Origin of the sequence: Enterococcus sp. DIV1067f, from assembly GCF_050543505.1 — a bacterium.
Taxonomy (GTDB): domain Bacteria; phylum Bacillota; class Bacilli; order Lactobacillales; family Enterococcaceae; genus Enterococcus_D; species Enterococcus_D entomosocium.
In genome coordinates, this window is record NZ_CP172940.1 from 2,260,213 (window position 1) to 2,278,492 (window position 18,280).

Genomic DNA, 18,280 nt, shown 5'->3' on the forward strand with positions numbered 1-18,280 from the left:
TTCCTCCATTAAATATATGTAGTTTTAACTGATTGCTTTACGGATTTTTTTTCCAACTTCTAATTCTTCCCCATTAAAAAAGCAAAGAACATTGTTTGTTCGATCAATCATTTTGATTTGTCGCGCATTAATAATGTACGATTTGAATACTTTATAATACTCAGGCAAATCTAGCTGTTTGATGACCTTTAACGAAGTTTCAATGCACTCAACTGACTTCTTTTGATGGAATACGATTCGGTTTCGCTCACCTTTGATCGTTGTTATGTAGTTGATTGCTTCTGCATCAACGATCATCAACTCTCGTTTACTAACAATTTTTAATAAGTGTTTTTTTCCCAGCAATGATCGTTTCACTTCAATTGCTTCTGTTAACAAATTTCTTAACTGCATTGCCACATCCTTTTCTTCTGTATCGATGATTCCTAAAGGACAGATAAGATTCAGTTTCTTGATTTCGATTTTGGACGCATAGGCACCATAAAAAGCAATTTGACACTTTTTGCACTGCTCCCTCAATCGCCCTGCTAATTGAAAACTTCGATCAAAGCCCATCATTTCAATGGAAAATAAAAATAAATCGTTAACATCTGTTAAGTACCCTTCAAGAAAAGAATCTAGTTCTTCCGGTGAAATGACCTCCACCATAGAATAAGGAACATGACTTTCAGTGATCATTTTTTTCATCAAATTTCCATTAAAAAAGTTGTCATCTACTATATAAACAGCGAAATTGCTCAAATTTGCAGACATCTTAATTCTCCTTTTCACATCATTTCTAATTGTATTCTTAATTAAAAATGCCTGCTTGCACTTTCAAACGAATTAGCGAAACGTTTATGCAAAAAAGGTAGTTTAAATTAAAAACAAAGTAAGAAAAGACTTTATAATTGGTCTAAACCTATTATAGTAAAGGAGTTCCCGTCGTACTGCTTTCTTAACACATTTATAAGACAGAAAGCGCAAACAACAATAAAACTTATGTTTTTTTAAGTAGTTTAACTAATTAACAATTCCAAAACTTACCGACTACTGCCCAACCTTTCTAATGATTTCCAAAAAAATAACCTTCGTTCAAATAAAATATTAATCGTTATTTATTCTTCGTTTTTTCGCAAAAAAAAGCTACCCTTCTCTTTGGGCAGTCCGGTTAAGGGTAATCAACTGTTTCCTCTGAAGATTTTCCATCAAAATAAAAGTGATCGTTCGCTGCTGCAAGATGCAATCAAAAAAAATTTTCTACTTAATTTACCATATCGAATCTTCATGGACACGACAAAAAACCATTTATTTCGAACAATAAATGGCCTGATTGCTGCTTTTATTATGCTTCTGATTTACATGCATCCCGTGAATTTTAATTGTTTTCTTTTTTTCCTTCTATATTAATACGGAATTTCTTACAAGTGCTCATGGGGTTTTATCATCTGTTTTTTTTAATGCTCGTTTTAGTTTTCGATTATGCCAAATCAGATAAGCGATGATCAAACATAAAACACCACCAATCGATAGATAGAGAAGGATCGGCGAAGCGGTTTCTTCAATACTGACATCTTGCTCGTTTCTTTCTTGCGCTTCTTGCCTTGCAACTTGGAAGGTCGGCTCTCCCTGCCATTCTTGATCGGCTGCTTTGAGGGTCGCTTTTATTTCATACTCTCCTGATAGCAGTTCCTTTCCATCCAGCGGAAGTGCGTAATTCATTAATGCATTGGGCGCTAATTGGATCTCTTTTTCTCCTTTGATGGCTGTTGCTTTTCCTTCATGAAACACTTCATAAGCAAGCGTGGCTTTACTGAGATAATCGGCTGCTGCATTTTCCACCGCTACGATGATGACATTGCGGCGGTTGATCTCTTCCAAATGGGCTTCTTCAATTCGGACCGCTGGCGGGATGTCTGACTCTTTATTTCGGAGCAATACCGCCACTTCTCTTGCTAATAGGTTTTGAACATTCCCTTGAAATTCTTCACTGCCGGTTTGCTGTACGTATAGTCCCCCTGCCAAAATCCCATCAAAGGATTTAGATGGCATCCGGACTGTCAAGGTGATTTCTTTTTGTTCATTAGGGGCTAATGAAAGTGTTTCATCACTCAAAGTAACGAGTTCTTCGATCGCGAACGGAGCAGAAGGCGTTGCTTCCTCATTTGCCCCAGAGTACTCAACGACGCCAGTCATGTTCGTGACCGCTCGATTAAACGATAGCTGTAGATTGATTGGTTGCTCGCTTTTATTGGAAACCATGACTGCTAGTTTTTCTTCTACCTTGGGCTCCAGCAACAAATCATAGTACATTAACTCTTTGTCCCGCTGTGACTCCGGCAATTTGATTTGAACATCGAAGGTATCAAGTGAATCTGCTGCCCCCGTACTACTAGTACCAATGAAAAATAAGACCGTTAGAATACTTACTACCCAATACTGAAATCCTTTGCCTCGAAGTTTGTTCTGATGCATCCTGTCAGATCCTTTCTACACAAAATAGGAAAGAAAAATCAGCTAGCATAAAAAGCAGCCGCTTAGGCAAGCTGCTTTTTTTCTGCTAACTGTTAAGCAATGACTACTAACCTATGGGGTCGTCGGAGCACTGCTGATCGTCCAAACGAGGGTCGTTTGATAGGTTGCCGATTGTTTTTCCGTATTGGCTGGGATCGAAAGGGTAAATTGTTCTAGAGGCATCGACGTTTCACCGATCCCTTCACCAGCATTGGCGGTCAAGAAAGCATATTCATTGTTGATCGCCGCAAAATCAAGCTCGCCATTGGCAATATCACTGGTTCCGGTTGGCGGCGAACTTAAGTTGTTGGTCAATGTACCCGTATCTACCGTTAATACCGCACCGTCCAACGTACTGTCTCCTGCCGTAAATTGGGTTGCTTGCCGTACTTTAATTGCCCAAGAAGAGTTCGCCTGTCCTCGGTTATCACTGACTGCAACTGCCCCTCTTTGCAGCGTGGACCCATCGCCAGGTAGTCCAGTCCCATCCGTAGTAGCCACCCACGTTTCGGCATTTTCTGTTTGGATCTCATGGGCACCAAAATCTAAATTCGTTGGTAGCTGCGTATTGGGATCACTCCCGCCTTTATCCGGGTCAAACACGATGCCACCAGAGGTATATTCTACGACACCGGTCGTATCGTCCGCTTGCACCGTGGTCACAATACTAAGGGCGGTCAATACCCCCAATGCGCCTATTACCGATTTCTTTGAAATCATTTTGCCATCCTCCTTTTTTTGATGCAAATGATCAATGTCAGACTAATGAAGAATCCACCTATTAAGGGCAGCCAAAAGTGATTGGTTTCAGCAAGCTGCGGCAGTGGTTCTTCTACGTTAGTGACCGTTTCTTGACTGGGCGGTGGTTCAATTTCTTCATCAATTGAATCACTGCTAGCTGTTTCCGTTGGTCCTTCATAAAACTCAATGTTGCCGGTCGTCGTATTGGCTACTGCTGATGGAACGAAACTGCAGAAACTGCCGATCATCAAAATCAGAAGCAGCACAAGGGAATTCTTTTTCATTCTGCTCTTCCTTTTCAAGGTGTATCGGAAACGGTCCACACGACTGTGGCGCGATACTGACCTTGAAATTTAGGTGTTTTCTCAGGTACAAATAAATTGAACTGGGAAAAATTAACGGTCAGTCCACCAGTCGATGCCGCATTTTCCAACGCCACCACATTTTTTTCGACATTTTGCTGCAGGGCAATCGTTGCATTATCAGGTAAAACCACTCGACCATCCGTAAAGGTCGAATTGACAGTGCCAAGCTGAACCCTTAATTCGGCGGCTGGCAATGTGCGTGTACCATTGACCCAATTGGTGGATTGTCTGACCTTTACTTGCCATTTTTTCTGCCGATTGCGGGTATCATTGATCCGTAAAATCCCAGTTGTAGCAGCTGCGCTTTGATCGCCGTTGGCGGTTGCCCGCCACGTCTCACTCTTTTTCGTTTGAATGGCATGTCGGCCAAAATTCAGCTGAGTCGGTAGATTCGTCCGATCCATCGTCAGTGCTTCGACCATGAAATAAATCATGGTTTGGCGACTGCTGATATTTAGCGCACTAAAGTTCAAGAGATTGATGTCCGTCGGCTTTGCTTTCAAAACAGAAGCGGAAAAATTAGCGGTCCAATTTGCAGTCAACTGACCCGGACCTGAAAGTAACGTCGGAATTTGAACATCCGTTGCTCCTAAAACAGCTGCATCCGCCAGCTGTTCTTGGACAGTTGTCAAATCATTCAACGCTGAGTTCACGGTGCTAAGCAGAGTATTGAGCAACCCTTGCAGCAATGCGCGCACGACGCCGCCAATATCGATGCCGATCACTCGGATCTGGGTATTTTGAATCGCGGTACTTAAATTCCGTAGAATTTGCGGGACATTGGTTCCTAAGACGACACCAAGGTTCGAACTCATATTGGCATATAAAGCTTCTTTCTGGGTCGTAAACTGCAACGGACTGGTAAATTCAACATTCCCAATATTTCCGACAGTCTTTAGTAAAGAAATCTGCTGATTGATCGCTGTCAAATCGATTTGAACAATCCCAAGGTTGAGATTTAGTGAACTGGTCAAGGAATCAAGCGCTGTTAAGATCGCATTCAAAAGTGGGACATTGGCAATATTGACTGTGGTCGACGTCTTGATCGATGCGGATCCATTGGCACTAATGCTAGTTCTCAATTCTGCTGGGATCGCTAATAAAGCAAATTTATCTTCCCCACTGACATTGACAGAAGCGTTCAACCCGCCGTTGCCTTTAATAGAAAAAGTCACTGGTCGATTTGTCACGCTACCTGGCCATGGAACGCTTACTGAGGTGCCACTTGTATTGGCACTCGTTAAATTGCTTAAAATCTCCACATCTAAAACATTCACTGCTGCTTCGGCTTTTATTGTCGTTGTTAAAAGATACAAATTGACGAAACTGATGCTGGTCAACAAGAAAATCAACTGAGCGATCGTCCATTTGTAAAGACGTTTTTCCCTCCTTCTGCTTTCCATACCATTTCTAACCCTTTCTTTACGAAACGATGATCATTGCTTCAAAACTATTGTTCACTAGAGATACCAGCGGAGGATGTCCACTCCGCTGGTAAAGTCATGCTATTTTTGTTGGTCTTTTTTCTTTCTTGCTTTGAAGAACAAGCCGATTCCTCCGACAACGAAGACTGCTGCTCCGATTACTGAAGCGTACCAGGTTCCTTCTGATCCCGTTTTCGGTAAGAATTTACTTCCCCACCAGCTTTGGTTGTTATTGTTGCTATTCCAGTTATTGTTTCCCCAATTGCCCCAGTTGCCCCAAGCGCCGTTGCTTCCGTCGGTACCATTCGTACCATCTGAACCATTGGTGCCATCCGTGCCATCGGTACCGTCCGTGCCGTCAGTACCATCTGAACCATCCGTGCCATTGTCACCCGTTGGTACCACGATTGGTGTTGCAGCACTGCGGTATTCTCTGCCACCTGCTGTAACGATCGCCACAACGTTAAGGGTTTCTTCTGGTGAAACATCCTCTGGATCTAATGTGATGCTAAACGCACCATTTCCATTGGTCGTTCCAGTTCCGACAACGTCACCCGCTTCATTCAAGATTTCGATCGTCGCATTGGCTGGCCCATTCCCGAAGACTGGATAGCCATCGGTAGGATTGCCAGTGATCGTGGCAACCGGTGCGTCAACCGTCAAGGCACCGACTACGGTCGTCGTCGGATCACTTAAGGTTTCGCCTTCGGCTAAGGCAAGAACCGTAACGGTTTCACCTTCCGTCGCTTCCGCGGATAACTCAACACGCCAGTCGCCATTTTGATCGGCGATCGTTGTGATCGGTCCTTCAGCCGCAAAGATGGTTAGGAATCTGCTTGTTAACGGATCACTGATGGTAACGGTGATCGTAGCACCCGGCTCACTCGTTCCGCTGATCGTTGTATCACCAGCCGTGACTGGGTCAATGGTTGGTGTATCTGTCTTGATATTTTCATCATCGACAGGTACGACGATTGGCGTCGCATTACTGCGGTAGTCATCCCCACCAGCAGTAACGATCGCCACAACCGATAAGTTTTCTTCTGGTGCGACATCCTCACTAGTCAATGTGATCGTATAGTCACCATTTTCATCGGTCGTGCCTGTTCCTACGACATCACCCGCTTCATTAAGGATTTCAATTGCTGCATTGGCAGGCCCGTTTCCGGTTACTGGATAGCCTTCTTGGGAATTACCCGTAATGGACGCTGAAGGTGCGTTGACCGTGATGCCATTAACAACGGTCGTTGCTGGTTCACTGGTGGTTTCTCCTTCACTTTGCGCCACTGCTGTTACGATTTCATCTCGAGAAACTTCTGCAACTTCCACTGACCAATTTCCTGCTTCATCTGCTTCGGTTTCAACCGCTTCTTCTCCCATTACCGTCACGGTGACCATCGATCCCGGTACAGCAGTACCAGTGATGGTCGTGTCACCAGCTGTGACTGGTTCGATGATTGGTGTGGCCGTTTGATCGATCGTATTCTCAACGGGCACTACGATTGGTGTGGCATTACTTCGGTAGTCTTTGCCGCCGGCTGTAATGATCGCAACGACGTTCAATGATTCTTCAGGAGAAACATCTTCACCAGAGAGCGTGATGGTGTAGTTGCCATTTTCATCGGTATTGCCTGATCCAACGACATCCCCCGCTTCATTCACGATTTCAATCGCCGCATTTGGTGCTGCCACCCCCGTCACTGGATAACCATCCTCTGGATTGCCAGTGATGGAAGCGGTCGGTGCTGAAACCGTGATGCCATCCACACTCACTGTGATTGGTGCACTAGGGTCTTTTTCAGGGGATTGTGCCACAACAGTGACGGTATCACCCTCCGCAACTTCAGGTACTTCGACTGTCCAATTGCCCTCTTCGTCCGTTTCAGTTGTGATCGGTTCATTTTCACCAATCGTTACCGTCACCGTCGAACCTGGTTCGGCAGTCCCGCTGATCGTCGTATCGCCAGCTTTGACTGGATCGATCGTTGGTGTTGCAGTTTGTTGCTCTTCTTGATCCAAAGGTACCACGATTGGTGTCGCATTACTGCGGTATTCTTTGCCGCCAGCTGTCAGAACTGCGACGACTGTTAGGCTTTCCGCTGGTGCAACAGCTGTTGGTTCAAGAGTGATACTGTAGTTTCCTTCCGCGTCTGCGGTTCCTGAACCGACGATTTGTCCATCGCTATTCAAGATTTGTATGGTGGCATTGGCTGGTGCCGTTCCACTTACTGGATAGCCATCCGTGCTATTGCCTGTGATGGTTGCACTAGGAGCAGTGACCGTCAACGCCCCCACACCAACTGTTACTGGAGCGCTTGGCTCTTTGTCAGGTGATTGAGCCACAACAGTGACTGCATCGCCTTCAGAAACTTCTGGTACTTCTGCTGTCCAATTGCCTTCGTCATCCGTTTCAGCCGTGATTGGTTCCGCATCTGGTACAGTGATCGTCACGGTTGAACCTGGTTCTGCGGTCCCACTGATGCTGGTATCTCCTGCCGTGATTGGATTGATCGTTGGTGCAGCTGTCTGATCCACTACCGTATCTGCTGGTACGATGACCGCTGTTGGATTACTGCGATACTCTTTCCCACCAGCTGTTACGATGGCAACGACATTTAAGGTTTCTTCTGGATCGACAGTTTCAGCAGTTAAGTCCACTGTATAGTTGCCGTCTCCATCGGCAGTGCCTGTTCCAACGACTTCATTGTCTGCGTTCAAGATCTCGATCGCTGCATTGGCTGGTGCTGTACCAGTCACTGGGTAGCCATCCGTGCTGTTGCCGCTGATGGAAGCTGTTGGTGCTGCGACAGTCACTCCTTCAACGATGACAGTGATTGGATCACTTGGGTCTTTGCCGTCACTGTCTGCGACGACTGTGATGGTATCCCCTTCAGACAATTCAGGCACATCGACACTCCAGTTGCCCTCATCATCTGTTTCGGCGGTTTCTTCTGTGCCGTCAGGTAGTGTCACAGTCACAGTTGAGCCTGGTTCTGCCGTTCCGCTAACTGTTTCATCGCCTGCTTTGATTGGATCAACCGTTGGTGCCGTTGTTTGATTTTCACCCGGTTCAGCTGGCACCATGATTGGTGTCGCTGGACTACGATAATCTGTACCACCAGCTGTGACCACCGCAACTACCGTCAAGTTCTCTTCAGGAGAGACATTTTCACTGGTCAAATCGATCGTGTAAAGCCCTGCATCATTGGTCGTACCCGTTCCAACTGTCTCGCCAGCTTCGTTCAAGATTTCGATGGTCGCATTCGCTGGTCCTGTTCCGGTCACTGGATAACCATCGGCTGCATTGCCACTGATGGACGCACTAGGAGCCACCACCGTTAATGCACCGACTGTGATCGTTGCTGGTGTACTTGGTGTTTCATTTTCTACTTCTGCTACTGCCGTAACAGTCGTCCCTTCGGAAAGCTCTGGCACATCAACTTGCCAATTGCCCTCTTCGTCAACTTCGGCTGAGATTGGGTCTTGCTCACCGACCGTCACGTTGACTATTGCTCCTGGTTCGGCTGTCCCGCTGATTTCTGTTGCGCCGGCAACTGCTGGATTGATCGTTGGTGTCGCCGTTTGATCCGCAGGTACCACGACAGCCGTTGGTTGACTACGGAAGTCATCCCCACCTGCTGAAACGATGGCAATGACACGGACCGTTTCTCCTGCTGATGCCTCTTCACTGGTCAAGGTAACGGTGTAAACACCATTCTCATTGGCCGTCCCTGTGCCAATCACTTGATCATCAGCATTTAAGATTTCGATTGCCGCATTAGCTGGTGCTGTACCAGTTACTGGATAGCCATCTGCACTATTGCCAGAAATCGTTGCCGTTGGTGCTGCCACGATCAGCCCTTGCACCGTCACTGTTACTGGTAAACTTTCTGTTTTGCCGTTTGCCAAGGCAGTAACTGTCAAGACATCATCCAGAGAAACCGTCGGCACAGTTGCCGTCCACTCACCTTCGTCATTCGCTGCCACTGTAACAGTATCGCCGTTTGGTAGTTCAACCGTTACATCTGCCCCAGGTTCAGCCGTTCCGCTAACGGTTGTAGCCCCAGCAATCACTGGTGCGACAGTCGGTGCCGCTGTTTGGTCTTCTGCGTTATCTTCTGGCACCACGATAGTAGTTGCCGGACTGCGATAGTCTTGACCGCCGGCTGATACGATAGCCACCACTCGCAAGGTTTCTGCTGGTGAAACACCTTCTGTCAAGGTGATCGTATACTCACCGTCTCCATTGGCAGTCCCACTGCCCACCACTTCATTGTCATCATTTAAGATTTCAATGGCTGCGTTGGCTGGTGCTGTCCCTGTGACTGGATAGCCGTCAGTACTGTTGCCAGTGATCGTTGCCGTTGGTGCTGCCACGTTCAAGGCACCGACACCGACACTGATTGGTGCACTTGGGTCTTTGCCTTCAGCTTCAGCAACCACTGTGACCGTGTCGCCTTCTGAAAGCTCTGGTACGGTGACCGTCCAATTGCCTTCCTCATCCGTTTCGGCAGTCACTGGATCTTCTCCAGGAATCTCCACCGTTACCGTTGAACCAGGTTCGGCAGTTCCTCCGACGGATGTATCCCCTGCTTGCACTGGCTCGATCGTTGGTGTGGTCGTCTGGTCTGCTGGTACCACGATGGAAAGCGGCGCACTGCGGTATTCATCGCCGCCAGCTGTTACCACTGCCACCACCTGAAGTGGTTCTGAAGGATCAACATCACTACTGCTCAAGGTGATGCTGTAAGCACCTTCCTCATTTGCTTCACCGCTACCAACAACCTCACCGGCTGCATTTAAGATCTCAATCGCTGCATTTGGCGTGGCCGTTCCGGTTACTGGATACCCCTCCGAACTATTGCCGCTGATCGCTGCTGTCGGTGTCGCCACACTGAGTGGATTTACGACGACCGTAGCTGCATCACTTGGTGTTTCCCCATCAAGGGTCGCTACCACAGAAACAATTTCTCCTTGAGAAACCTCGGGCACAGTTGCCGTCCAATTGCCTTCGTCATCCGCTTCGGCAGTGACTGGCTCTGCGTCACCAATCGTGACTGAGACTGTCGCGCCAGGTTCAGCCGTACCACTGATGGTCGTGTCGCCGGCTGTCACCGATTCAATCGTTGGGACTGCAGTTTGATCCAAAGGTACTGTGATTGGTGCAGCCGCACTGCGGTACTCTTGACCACCGGCTGTGACTACCGCCACCACCCGTAAGGCTTCAGCTGGAGACGCGTCATTACTCGTTAACGTGATCGTATATTGGCCTTCGTCATTGGCGGTGCCAGTACCTATGACCTCGTCATCGGCATTCAAGATTTTGATGGCTGCATTGGCTGGTGCCGTCCCCGTTACTGGGTAACCTGCGGTACTATTGCCGCTGATCGTCGCGGTTGGTGTAGCGATCGTCAACCCATTGACTCCAACACTGATCGGTGCACTTGGGTCTTTGTCTGGTGCTTGTGCGACCACTGTGACGGTTTCTCCTTCAGAAACTTCAGGAACTTCAACTGTCCAGTTCCCCTCGTCATCGGCTTCACCAGTAACAGGTTCTTCACCTGGGATCGTTACCGTCACCGTAGCGCCTGGTTCTGCGGTCCCACTGATCGTCGTATCCCCGGCATTGATTGGATCGATGGTTGGTGATGCTGTTTGTTCAAGCTCATCTGCTGGGACCGTCACCGGTGTGGCAGGACTGCGGTACTGATCTCCGCCTGCTGTAACGATCGCAACGACAGACAAGGTTTCTTCTGGTGCTGCATCGGATGGTGCGATGGTTACCGTATAGTTTCCATCCCCATCGGCTGTCCCAGTACCGATCACATCGCCTGACTCATTCAACACTTCGATCGCTGCGTTCGCTGGAGCAGTCCCCGTGATTGGATAGCCATCGGTACTATTGCCGCTGATGATCGCTGTTGGTGCTGCAACGGTGACTCCATTGACTCCAACGCTGACTGGCGCGCTTGGCTCTTTGCCTTCGGCTTCCGCAACGACTGTGACTGTATCATCACCAGAGACTGCTGGCACTTCCGCAAGCCAGTTTCCTTCGTCATCCGTTTCAGCCGTTACTGGTTCTTGACCGGTAATCGTAACAGTAACCGTCGAACCTGGATCTGCCGTTCCGCTAATCGTGGTATCACCTGCTGTGACCGGATCGATCGTTGGTGTCCCTGTTTGTTCAATGTCTGCTGGTACCGTGATTGGCGTGGCATTACTGCGGTAGTCTTGACCGCCCGCTGTCACAACTGCCACCACCTGCAAGGCTTCTTCTGGCGTCACATCAGCTGGATCTAAGATGACGGTATAAACACCCGTGTCATCCGCCGTCGTGCTACCAACGACATCTCCTGCTTCATTCAAAATCTCAATTGCCGCATTCGGCGTGGTTGTTCCACTGACCGGATAGCCATCCGTACTATTGCCTGTGATGGAAGCGCTCGGTGCACTGACAGTCACACCATCAACGGTCACGGTAATCGGTGCACTTGGCTCTTTGCCTTCTACTTCGGCAACGACTGTTACCGTATCACCTTCCGTTAATTCTGGTACCGTCGCTTCCCAATTGCCTTCGTCATCGGCTTCTGCCGTGATCGGATCGCCTTCAGGCAACGTGATCGTCACCGTTGCCCCTGGTTCAGCCGTTCCGCTGACGGTCGTATCCCCAGCTGTTACTGGGTCGATCGTTGGTGTTTCAGTTAAATTTTCGACATCATCTGCAGGAACTACAAGCGGTGTGCCTGTACTGCGATAGTCTTCACCACCAGCCGTCACGATCGCTTCCACTCGTAAGTTGTCGCCAGCTGTCACCTCTTGAGGATCAAGGGTGATCGTGAAGTTGCCATCCTCATCAGCTGTTCCGCTACCAACGACATCTCCTACTTCATTCAAAATTTCAATTGCTGCATTGGCAGTCGCTGTTCCCGTTACTGGATACCCATCTGTGCTATTTCCGGTGATCGTAGCCGTTGGCGCCGCCACGGTTAAACCGTTTACACTCACGGTGATTGGTGCACTCGGATCTTTGCCTTCAGACTCAGCTACGACGGTCACGGAATCGCCTTCTGATAATTCAGGAACCGTTGCTTCCCAGTTGCCTTCATCATCGGCTTCAGCCGTGATTGGATCGCCTTCAGGAAGCGTGATCGTTACCGTTGCCCCCGGTTCCGCTGTCCCACTAACGGTCGTATCTCCAGCACTGACTGGATCGATCGTTGGTGTTTCCGTCTGCAGGATATCTGCAGGCACCACAACAGGTGTTGGGTTGCTTCGATAGGTTTCGCCGCCAGCGGTCACAACCGCTGTCACATTCAGGGTTTCTTCCGCGTCAACATCCGCTGGATCTAACGTGACTGTATAAATACCATTCTCATTGGCGGTACCTGTTCCGACAATTTCGCCATCCGCATTGGTGATCTCAATGGCCGCATTTGGTGCTGCGGTTCCAGTCACTGGATAGCCCTCTTGACTATTTCCTGTGATCGAAGCCGTTGGTGCGTTGACTGTTAAGGCGGACACGGTGGTGCTAGCCGGTTGGCTTGGCGTTTGTCCTGCTAGTTCGGCGATAGCTGAAACCGTATCGCCCTCTGACACTTCGTCCACATCAACACGCCAATTGCCCTCTTCATCGGCTTCCGTCACGATCGGATCTGCACCGTTGACGGTCACAGTAATCGAGGCACCAGGCTCAGCAGTTCCGCTGACGCTTGTATCCCCGGCAGTCACCGGTTGAATCGTTGGTGTTCCCGTTTGTTGCTCCGCATCGTCTGCTGGAACGACGATTGGCGTATTACCACTACGGTAAGTTTGCCCACCGGCAGTGACGATTGCGGCAACATTCAAGTTTTCATTTTCTGCTACATCTGCTGGGTTCAACGTGATACTGTAGTTGCCGTTCTCATTTGCCGTACCAGAGCCAACGACTTCACCTTCGGCATTGGTGATTTCAATGGCTGCATTTGCTGCGGCTGTCCCCGTCACAGGGTACCCATCGGTACTATTTCCTGTAATCGAAGCCGTTGGTGCATTAACCACTGGTGCTGCTACCGTTGCCGTTGCAGGCTCACTCGCCGATTCCCCATCAGCTTCCGCTACTGCTGTGACTGTATCGCCTTCCACCAATTCAGGGACATCTGCCGTCCAATTGCCGTCACCATCTGCGGTTGTTGTAATAGGTGCACCGCCGTTGATCGCCAATGTGATGGCTGCGCCTGGCTCAGCTGTTCCGCTGATCGTCGTTTCCCCTGCTGTCAATGGATTGATTGTTGGTGTATCGGTTTGATCTTCTGGTGTATCTGGCGCAAACCAAATCGAGTTATTGCCGTCAGCATCCGTAAATAAATCAATGGTGATCAAATCAAGTTGAGACATCGTTCCTTCGAAGCGGGCTTCGTAAGGATTAGATGGATTCGCCACGCCGTTTTCAACCAATTGTGCATAGGTCGGACTGGTGACATTCGTTGGAATGACCACATTGGTTTGACCTAAAACAGATGCAGAAGCGATTTGATCTGCTAAATCTGTCGTTGCATTGAAGACTGTTTGTGCTGTTTCAACCGTTGCGTTTAAAGTGGCTTTAGCTGTATTAACGGTACTTTGTACCAACGTATTGATTTGACCGATCAAGGTACCGATGCCTGGAATCCCACTTGCACCATCCAAAATACTGACTTGAATCTGGGCTGCTTGTAAATTATCGAGAATTTGATTGATGCGTTGATTGATAACGATAAATAAACCATCATCCACATTGGCAATCAGGGCACGTTCGTTATCGGTTAGTCCAGCTGGAACTTCAAAATTCGCTTGGCCAAATTGTCCAAGTTGATTTAATAAGTCTAACTGGGTAGTGATTTCATCTAAGTTGACGGATATCACTTGGCTAACATCCACGATTGAAGCCGCCGTATACAACGGATTTGGCAAGCCGCCAACGATTGTTGGCGGAATATCAAGTGCATCAGCTAAATTTTGATTGACGATTCCATCCACCGTGCTGATCAAGGTATTGACTGCTGATGTGACTGTACCGATCAGTGTTTGCAAGGCTGGGAAATTCCCCAGTTGGAGTATCACATTGGTGGAAATCGATGCATTCCCTGCCGGTTGAACCAAACCAGTAAGGCCTTGAGGAACCCCAACAACCGCGACTTTATCCCCATTCAAGACATCAACCGTTACTGCATTCGATCCAGAAATCGAGAAATTGACTTGGTTCGTTGCACCAGGAGTTGCATAAGGTGCAGACGCACTCGTGCCTGAGTTATTAGACGCTGTGATATCTGAGAAAAGTTCAGCTGAAACCAAAGCAGCTTCAACCGTCGTTGGTGCCCATAACAAACTTGCTGGCACGACCACCGTACTTGTCAACAACATTCCACTGACAGTTAAATTCGCAATAATATTTTTCTTTGTTCGAACGCGTGTGTTTTTCTTTGAATCCATGAGCTTTTTATAATTAATGCCTTTCATTCATTCTCCTCCTGTTCGAAAAAAATTTAACCGACAAAAGATAAAACTGATGATCTCTGGAATCCTTCTTTCCCCCTTTAAAACCAGATGAAAATCTATTTCAACCCAACACCTAAAGGCATAGAGAGAAAACAAAAAGTAACCGATCGCAAAGCGAAGATTTTTTCGCATGCTTTCTGAAAAACCCAGTGATTTTTGTTCAAATAGTTTAGAAGCACATTAGCTCACTCTTGTGAAACTAAAAAATAAAATAACTAAACGAACACACTGTGTACCAAAATTCTAGCAAATTTATTTCTTTCCAACAAATTATAAACACGATAAATAATTAAAAAAACACTTAATTTCACCTTTCAAAACATAAAAGGTTTATTTTATAAACAAGCAGAAATTATTTATATTTATCTTATAAACAAATGTATAATGATAAAATATTGCCTTTTTTCGTCAGTTAACCTTTCTTTTTTTTATGTTTAATCAATATAATGAATACGATTTCAATTGCATGTTTATACATCTGGATAGAGAAAAATGATGATTGTGTTTTTTCATGATTTTAACCTCGTTTTTTACCTCCGCAAATAAAAAAACAAAAATAATTTAGACGTTTTTTCACTATATCACCTAAAATAACTCTTGCTAACGAAAAAAAGGAATCGAAACGCTCGCAGAAAGTTCTGTGAAAAAAGAATGAAACTATTCTATCAAAATCAACGTTGCACTATTATGAACGATTATTTCTTCAGTTGCTCTTCACTGCTTTTCATCCTCACCTAGTTATTTGGTCCTACATTTCGGACGTAAACGTTCATTCTACTCGAAGCGGTTATACTTGTTGGTAAGAAGGAAACACCGCTGCCCAATTGGCTTCTTCTAATACGACTTAAGGAGCAACAAACGATGCATTGGCTAGTAATGATTTTTCTATTGATCTGCCTCAGTTTTGTCTAAAAAAAGCGTGAGAACCGAATGTTCTCACGCTTTTCTACGATCCCCCTCTGAGGATCCTCTATCACAAAGATTACTGAACGATTTCTTCCACCAAATCAAGGAAAGTCTGAAATAAAAGACCTTTTAGATTCCTCTATTGGCTTTACTTTACTATAATGGGGATACAAGATCTCATTAATTCAACGAGAGCGGAGGCTTTCTTATGTATGGCGAAACGATCAGACAAATCCGATTGAAAAAAGGCTTCACCCAAAAAGAAGTCTATGGCACGATTATTTCAAAGTCTTATGCCATCGAGTTCAAAAAAGGCAAGCATCAAATTGCTGCCAACTTGCTGTTGCAAATTTTAGAAAATCTCTCAATGGATATCGATGAATTTCTCTATATCGCGAATGGCTATCGCCTGGATGAGCAAAACAGCTATAATCATCGGTATAATCAATATTCAAACAAACACGATCTGCCAAATTTACAAAAGCTGTTACAGGAACTACAAAAAACCACTAGTAGACTGAACAATATCCGTATTGCAGAGGTTCGCTCACGAATTCGCATGCTACAATGCTTGGCAGAACATGGGGTCTATCGACAAAGTGCTGTTTTAGAATGCGATCGCCAAACGATCACTTCTTACCTCATTGATGTTGAGAGCTGGACGTTACAAGAAATCCAACTATTTGGCAACACCATCGATCTTCTGGACAACGACCATAATTTCTTCTTTTTCAAAAAAGTATCCAAGATGCTCGAGTACTACATCGATATGGAAAAAGGTCGTGAAATTTACTGCGCCTTGCTGATCAATTTGATTGAATATACGCTAAAACACCAGCAGTACGATGCGACGGAAGTTCTCGTTGTCCAATTGAAACTTTTAGCGACAGACTACAAAGAATTTTTCCACCAAACCGTCTGCAAGTTTTTCCAAGGCGTGTTGCTCATAAGAACCGGCGATCAAAAAGCTGGTGAAACGATCACGCAAAAGATGTTGGCTATTATGCGAGAACTGGATCAAGAAGCCCTTGCCGATGATTTTGCTTTGCTATTGGATGAAGATTATCTCCGAGCATTTGCCTCCTCCGAGTGATAAAGCGGCAACTGCAGCGTTCGTTAATAAAAAAAGGAAGTGATAGCGATCATCACTTCCTTTTTCAGCTATTAGCTAACGCTACGTTCATCTGTTTCACCAAAATATTGATACATTGGTTTTTGTTTACTATTTAACAACTGATCCACCGTCACAAATTCAAAACCTTGCGCTTTCAGCGTTTGGATAATACCTGGTACAGCTTGAACGGATTTCGGATGAATATCATGAAGCAAAATAATCGATCCATCGTAGACATTGTTTTGTACGACCTTTAGAATCTTATTCGAATCTTTTAGCTTCCAATCCTCGGTATCAACACTCCATTGAATGATCGATTTTCCTGCCGCTTGGGCGCTCTGTTGATCAATCGCCCCATACGGCGGGCGCAAATTCTTAGGTAAGACTCCTGTTGCCTGATAGATTGCTTTGTCGGTCTTAGTTATTTCAGCTTTGACATCCTCCGGCGACAACGTATTTAATTGCGGATGTGAATAGGAGTGACTGGCAATTTCATGCCCTTCCTCATGGACTTTTCTCGATACTTCAGGATATCGATCCACCATTTGTCCTAATTCAAAAAACGTTGCTTTGACATCGTTGTCCTTTAAAATCTTCAAAAGATCTAATGTGGTTGTGTCGTTAGGGCCATCATCGAAAGTCAGTGCAACATATTTTTTGTTTTCGTCCAATGTCGATTGTTGCTCTTTCAATTGATCCGCGTTAACAAGTTCCGGATCAATAAACGGTGCAATCTCTTTGTACGCCAACGTGATCTCAGATACACCAGTTTGATTTTGTGGCAACTGAATCGTTATTTTTTCAGGATCATACGTAAATTTCGACTCATAGGTGATTCGATCCATCGCCAAGACCGCATCAATGACTTTATCAGGTTCCTTGGCTTGGTCTAAAATCTTTTGCTGAATGACTTGCTGGATCCCTAGCAAGCTGCCCTCGTCTGGAACCAAGTCTTTCAAGGATAATTCATTGCCGGTTTTCTCGGAAATAAAAATTGGATCGGCAACCACGCTATCCGCATCTTCAAAGCGACCAGTTTCCCGATTCCAAACATAGCTGTCCGCTTTTAAAGAATAGGTTGACACTTTCGATGCGACCGCTTGTGCTTCAATCCGAGCAACGGTGACTGTCTCTTTGTCGGTGTGTTTTTTGCATAATTTGTTCGCCATGGTCGACAATTTCTTGCTTGCATCTTTGACAGGAATCGTACTTTCTTCTTTTGGTCGGAAAATCAATTCTTTCTTGTCCCCATTAGACAATGTTTCGAGTTTTGCTGGGATTCCCTCTTTAGCTTGTTCTTCTTGGATCGATGCCAATAACTTTTCAGCAGCAGCCTCATATTTTTCCCGTGCCAAGGCTTCTTGCTGCTTCAACGTGAAAGCAATATAGCCGCCAGTGGCGATAATGACGATTGTCAGCAGCGTCATCAATGAAAAGAGATACTTGCGATGGGTTGGCTTCTTTTTAGAAACTTGACGATCGTTGATTTGCGTGCGTCTTGCCGTTCCCGTTGTTTGCTTTTGATGTGATTCGACCCTTGAAAAAGGTGCTTGTTTTTCAGACGTCGCTTCTTTATGTTGTGAATTATTTGAATAATTACTTGATTTCTTCATAAACATTCTCCCTAAAACATAATAACGTAAACAAAATGTAACATAAGCGTAATAATATTTCAACAGTGTTACAGAGATTCTTATAAACTTCTCTTTTTGTTCACCATTTTT

8 protein-coding genes are annotated in these 18,280 nt (G+C 46.1%); 1 reads left to right on the plus strand and 7 read right to left on the minus strand.

Annotated elements, in window-relative coordinates; genetic code table 11:
* Positions 1 to 24 precede the first annotated feature (24 nt).
* The 6 genes from IGJ42_RS10470 to IGJ42_RS10495 form a co-directional block, all read right to left on the minus strand.
* Positions 25 to 753 (minus strand): LytTR family transcriptional regulator DNA-binding domain-containing protein, encoded by a 729-nt coding sequence (locus IGJ42_RS10470; RefSeq protein WP_430615361.1) that lies wholly within the window; start codon positions 751 to 753, stop codon positions 25 to 27.
* Positions 754 to 1,410: 657 nt separating this feature from the next.
* The gene (locus IGJ42_RS10475) at positions 1,411 to 2,454 is read right to left on the minus strand and encodes a DUF916 and DUF3324 domain-containing protein (RefSeq protein WP_430615363.1); all 1,044 of its coding nucleotides are present in this window, start codon (positions 2,452 to 2,454) and stop codon (positions 1,411 to 1,413) included.
* Positions 2,455 to 2,565: 111 nt separating this feature from the next.
* The gene (locus IGJ42_RS10480; protein ID WP_005235021.1) at positions 2,566 to 3,213 is read right to left on the minus strand and encodes a WxL domain-containing protein; all 648 of its coding nucleotides are present in this window, start codon (positions 3,211 to 3,213) and stop codon (positions 2,566 to 2,568) included.
* Positions 3,210 to 3,518, minus strand: coding sequence for a hypothetical protein (locus IGJ42_RS10485; protein ID WP_016620539.1), 309 nt, complete (start codon positions 3,516 to 3,518; stop codon positions 3,210 to 3,212). The genes IGJ42_RS10480 and IGJ42_RS10485 overlap by 4 nt, the downstream gene beginning before the upstream one ends.
* A 14-nt stretch (positions 3,519 to 3,532) precedes the next feature.
* Positions 3,533 to 5,002 carry an adhesive domain-containing protein gene (locus tag IGJ42_RS10490; RefSeq protein WP_086332526.1) on the minus strand — a complete coding sequence of 490 codons (1,470 nt, stop codon included), beginning with the start codon at positions 5,000 to 5,002 and terminating at the stop codon, positions 3,533 to 3,535.
* Between the two features lie 102 nt (positions 5,003 to 5,104).
* On the minus strand, positions 5,105 to 14,497 hold the full coding sequence (locus IGJ42_RS10495; protein ID WP_430615366.1) for an Ig-like domain-containing protein: 9,393 nt from the start codon (positions 14,495 to 14,497) through the stop codon (positions 5,105 to 5,107).
* Between the two features lie 1,153 nt (positions 14,498 to 15,650).
* Between IGJ42_RS10495 and IGJ42_RS10500 the strand changes: the two genes are divergently transcribed.
* Entirely contained in the window at positions 15,651 to 16,535 is an 885-nt protein-coding gene (locus tag IGJ42_RS10500) for a helix-turn-helix domain-containing protein (RefSeq protein ID WP_429969245.1), read from the plus strand.
* A 71-nt stretch (positions 16,536 to 16,606) separates the two neighbouring features.
* On the opposite strand, the gene IGJ42_RS10505 is transcribed toward IGJ42_RS10500, so the two are convergent.
* Positions 16,607 to 18,169: a polysaccharide deacetylase family protein gene (locus IGJ42_RS10505; protein WP_429969246.1), complete on the minus strand. Its 1,563-nt coding sequence runs from the start codon at positions 18,167 to 18,169 to the stop codon at positions 16,607 to 16,609.
* Positions 18,170 to 18,280 lie beyond the last annotated feature (111 nt).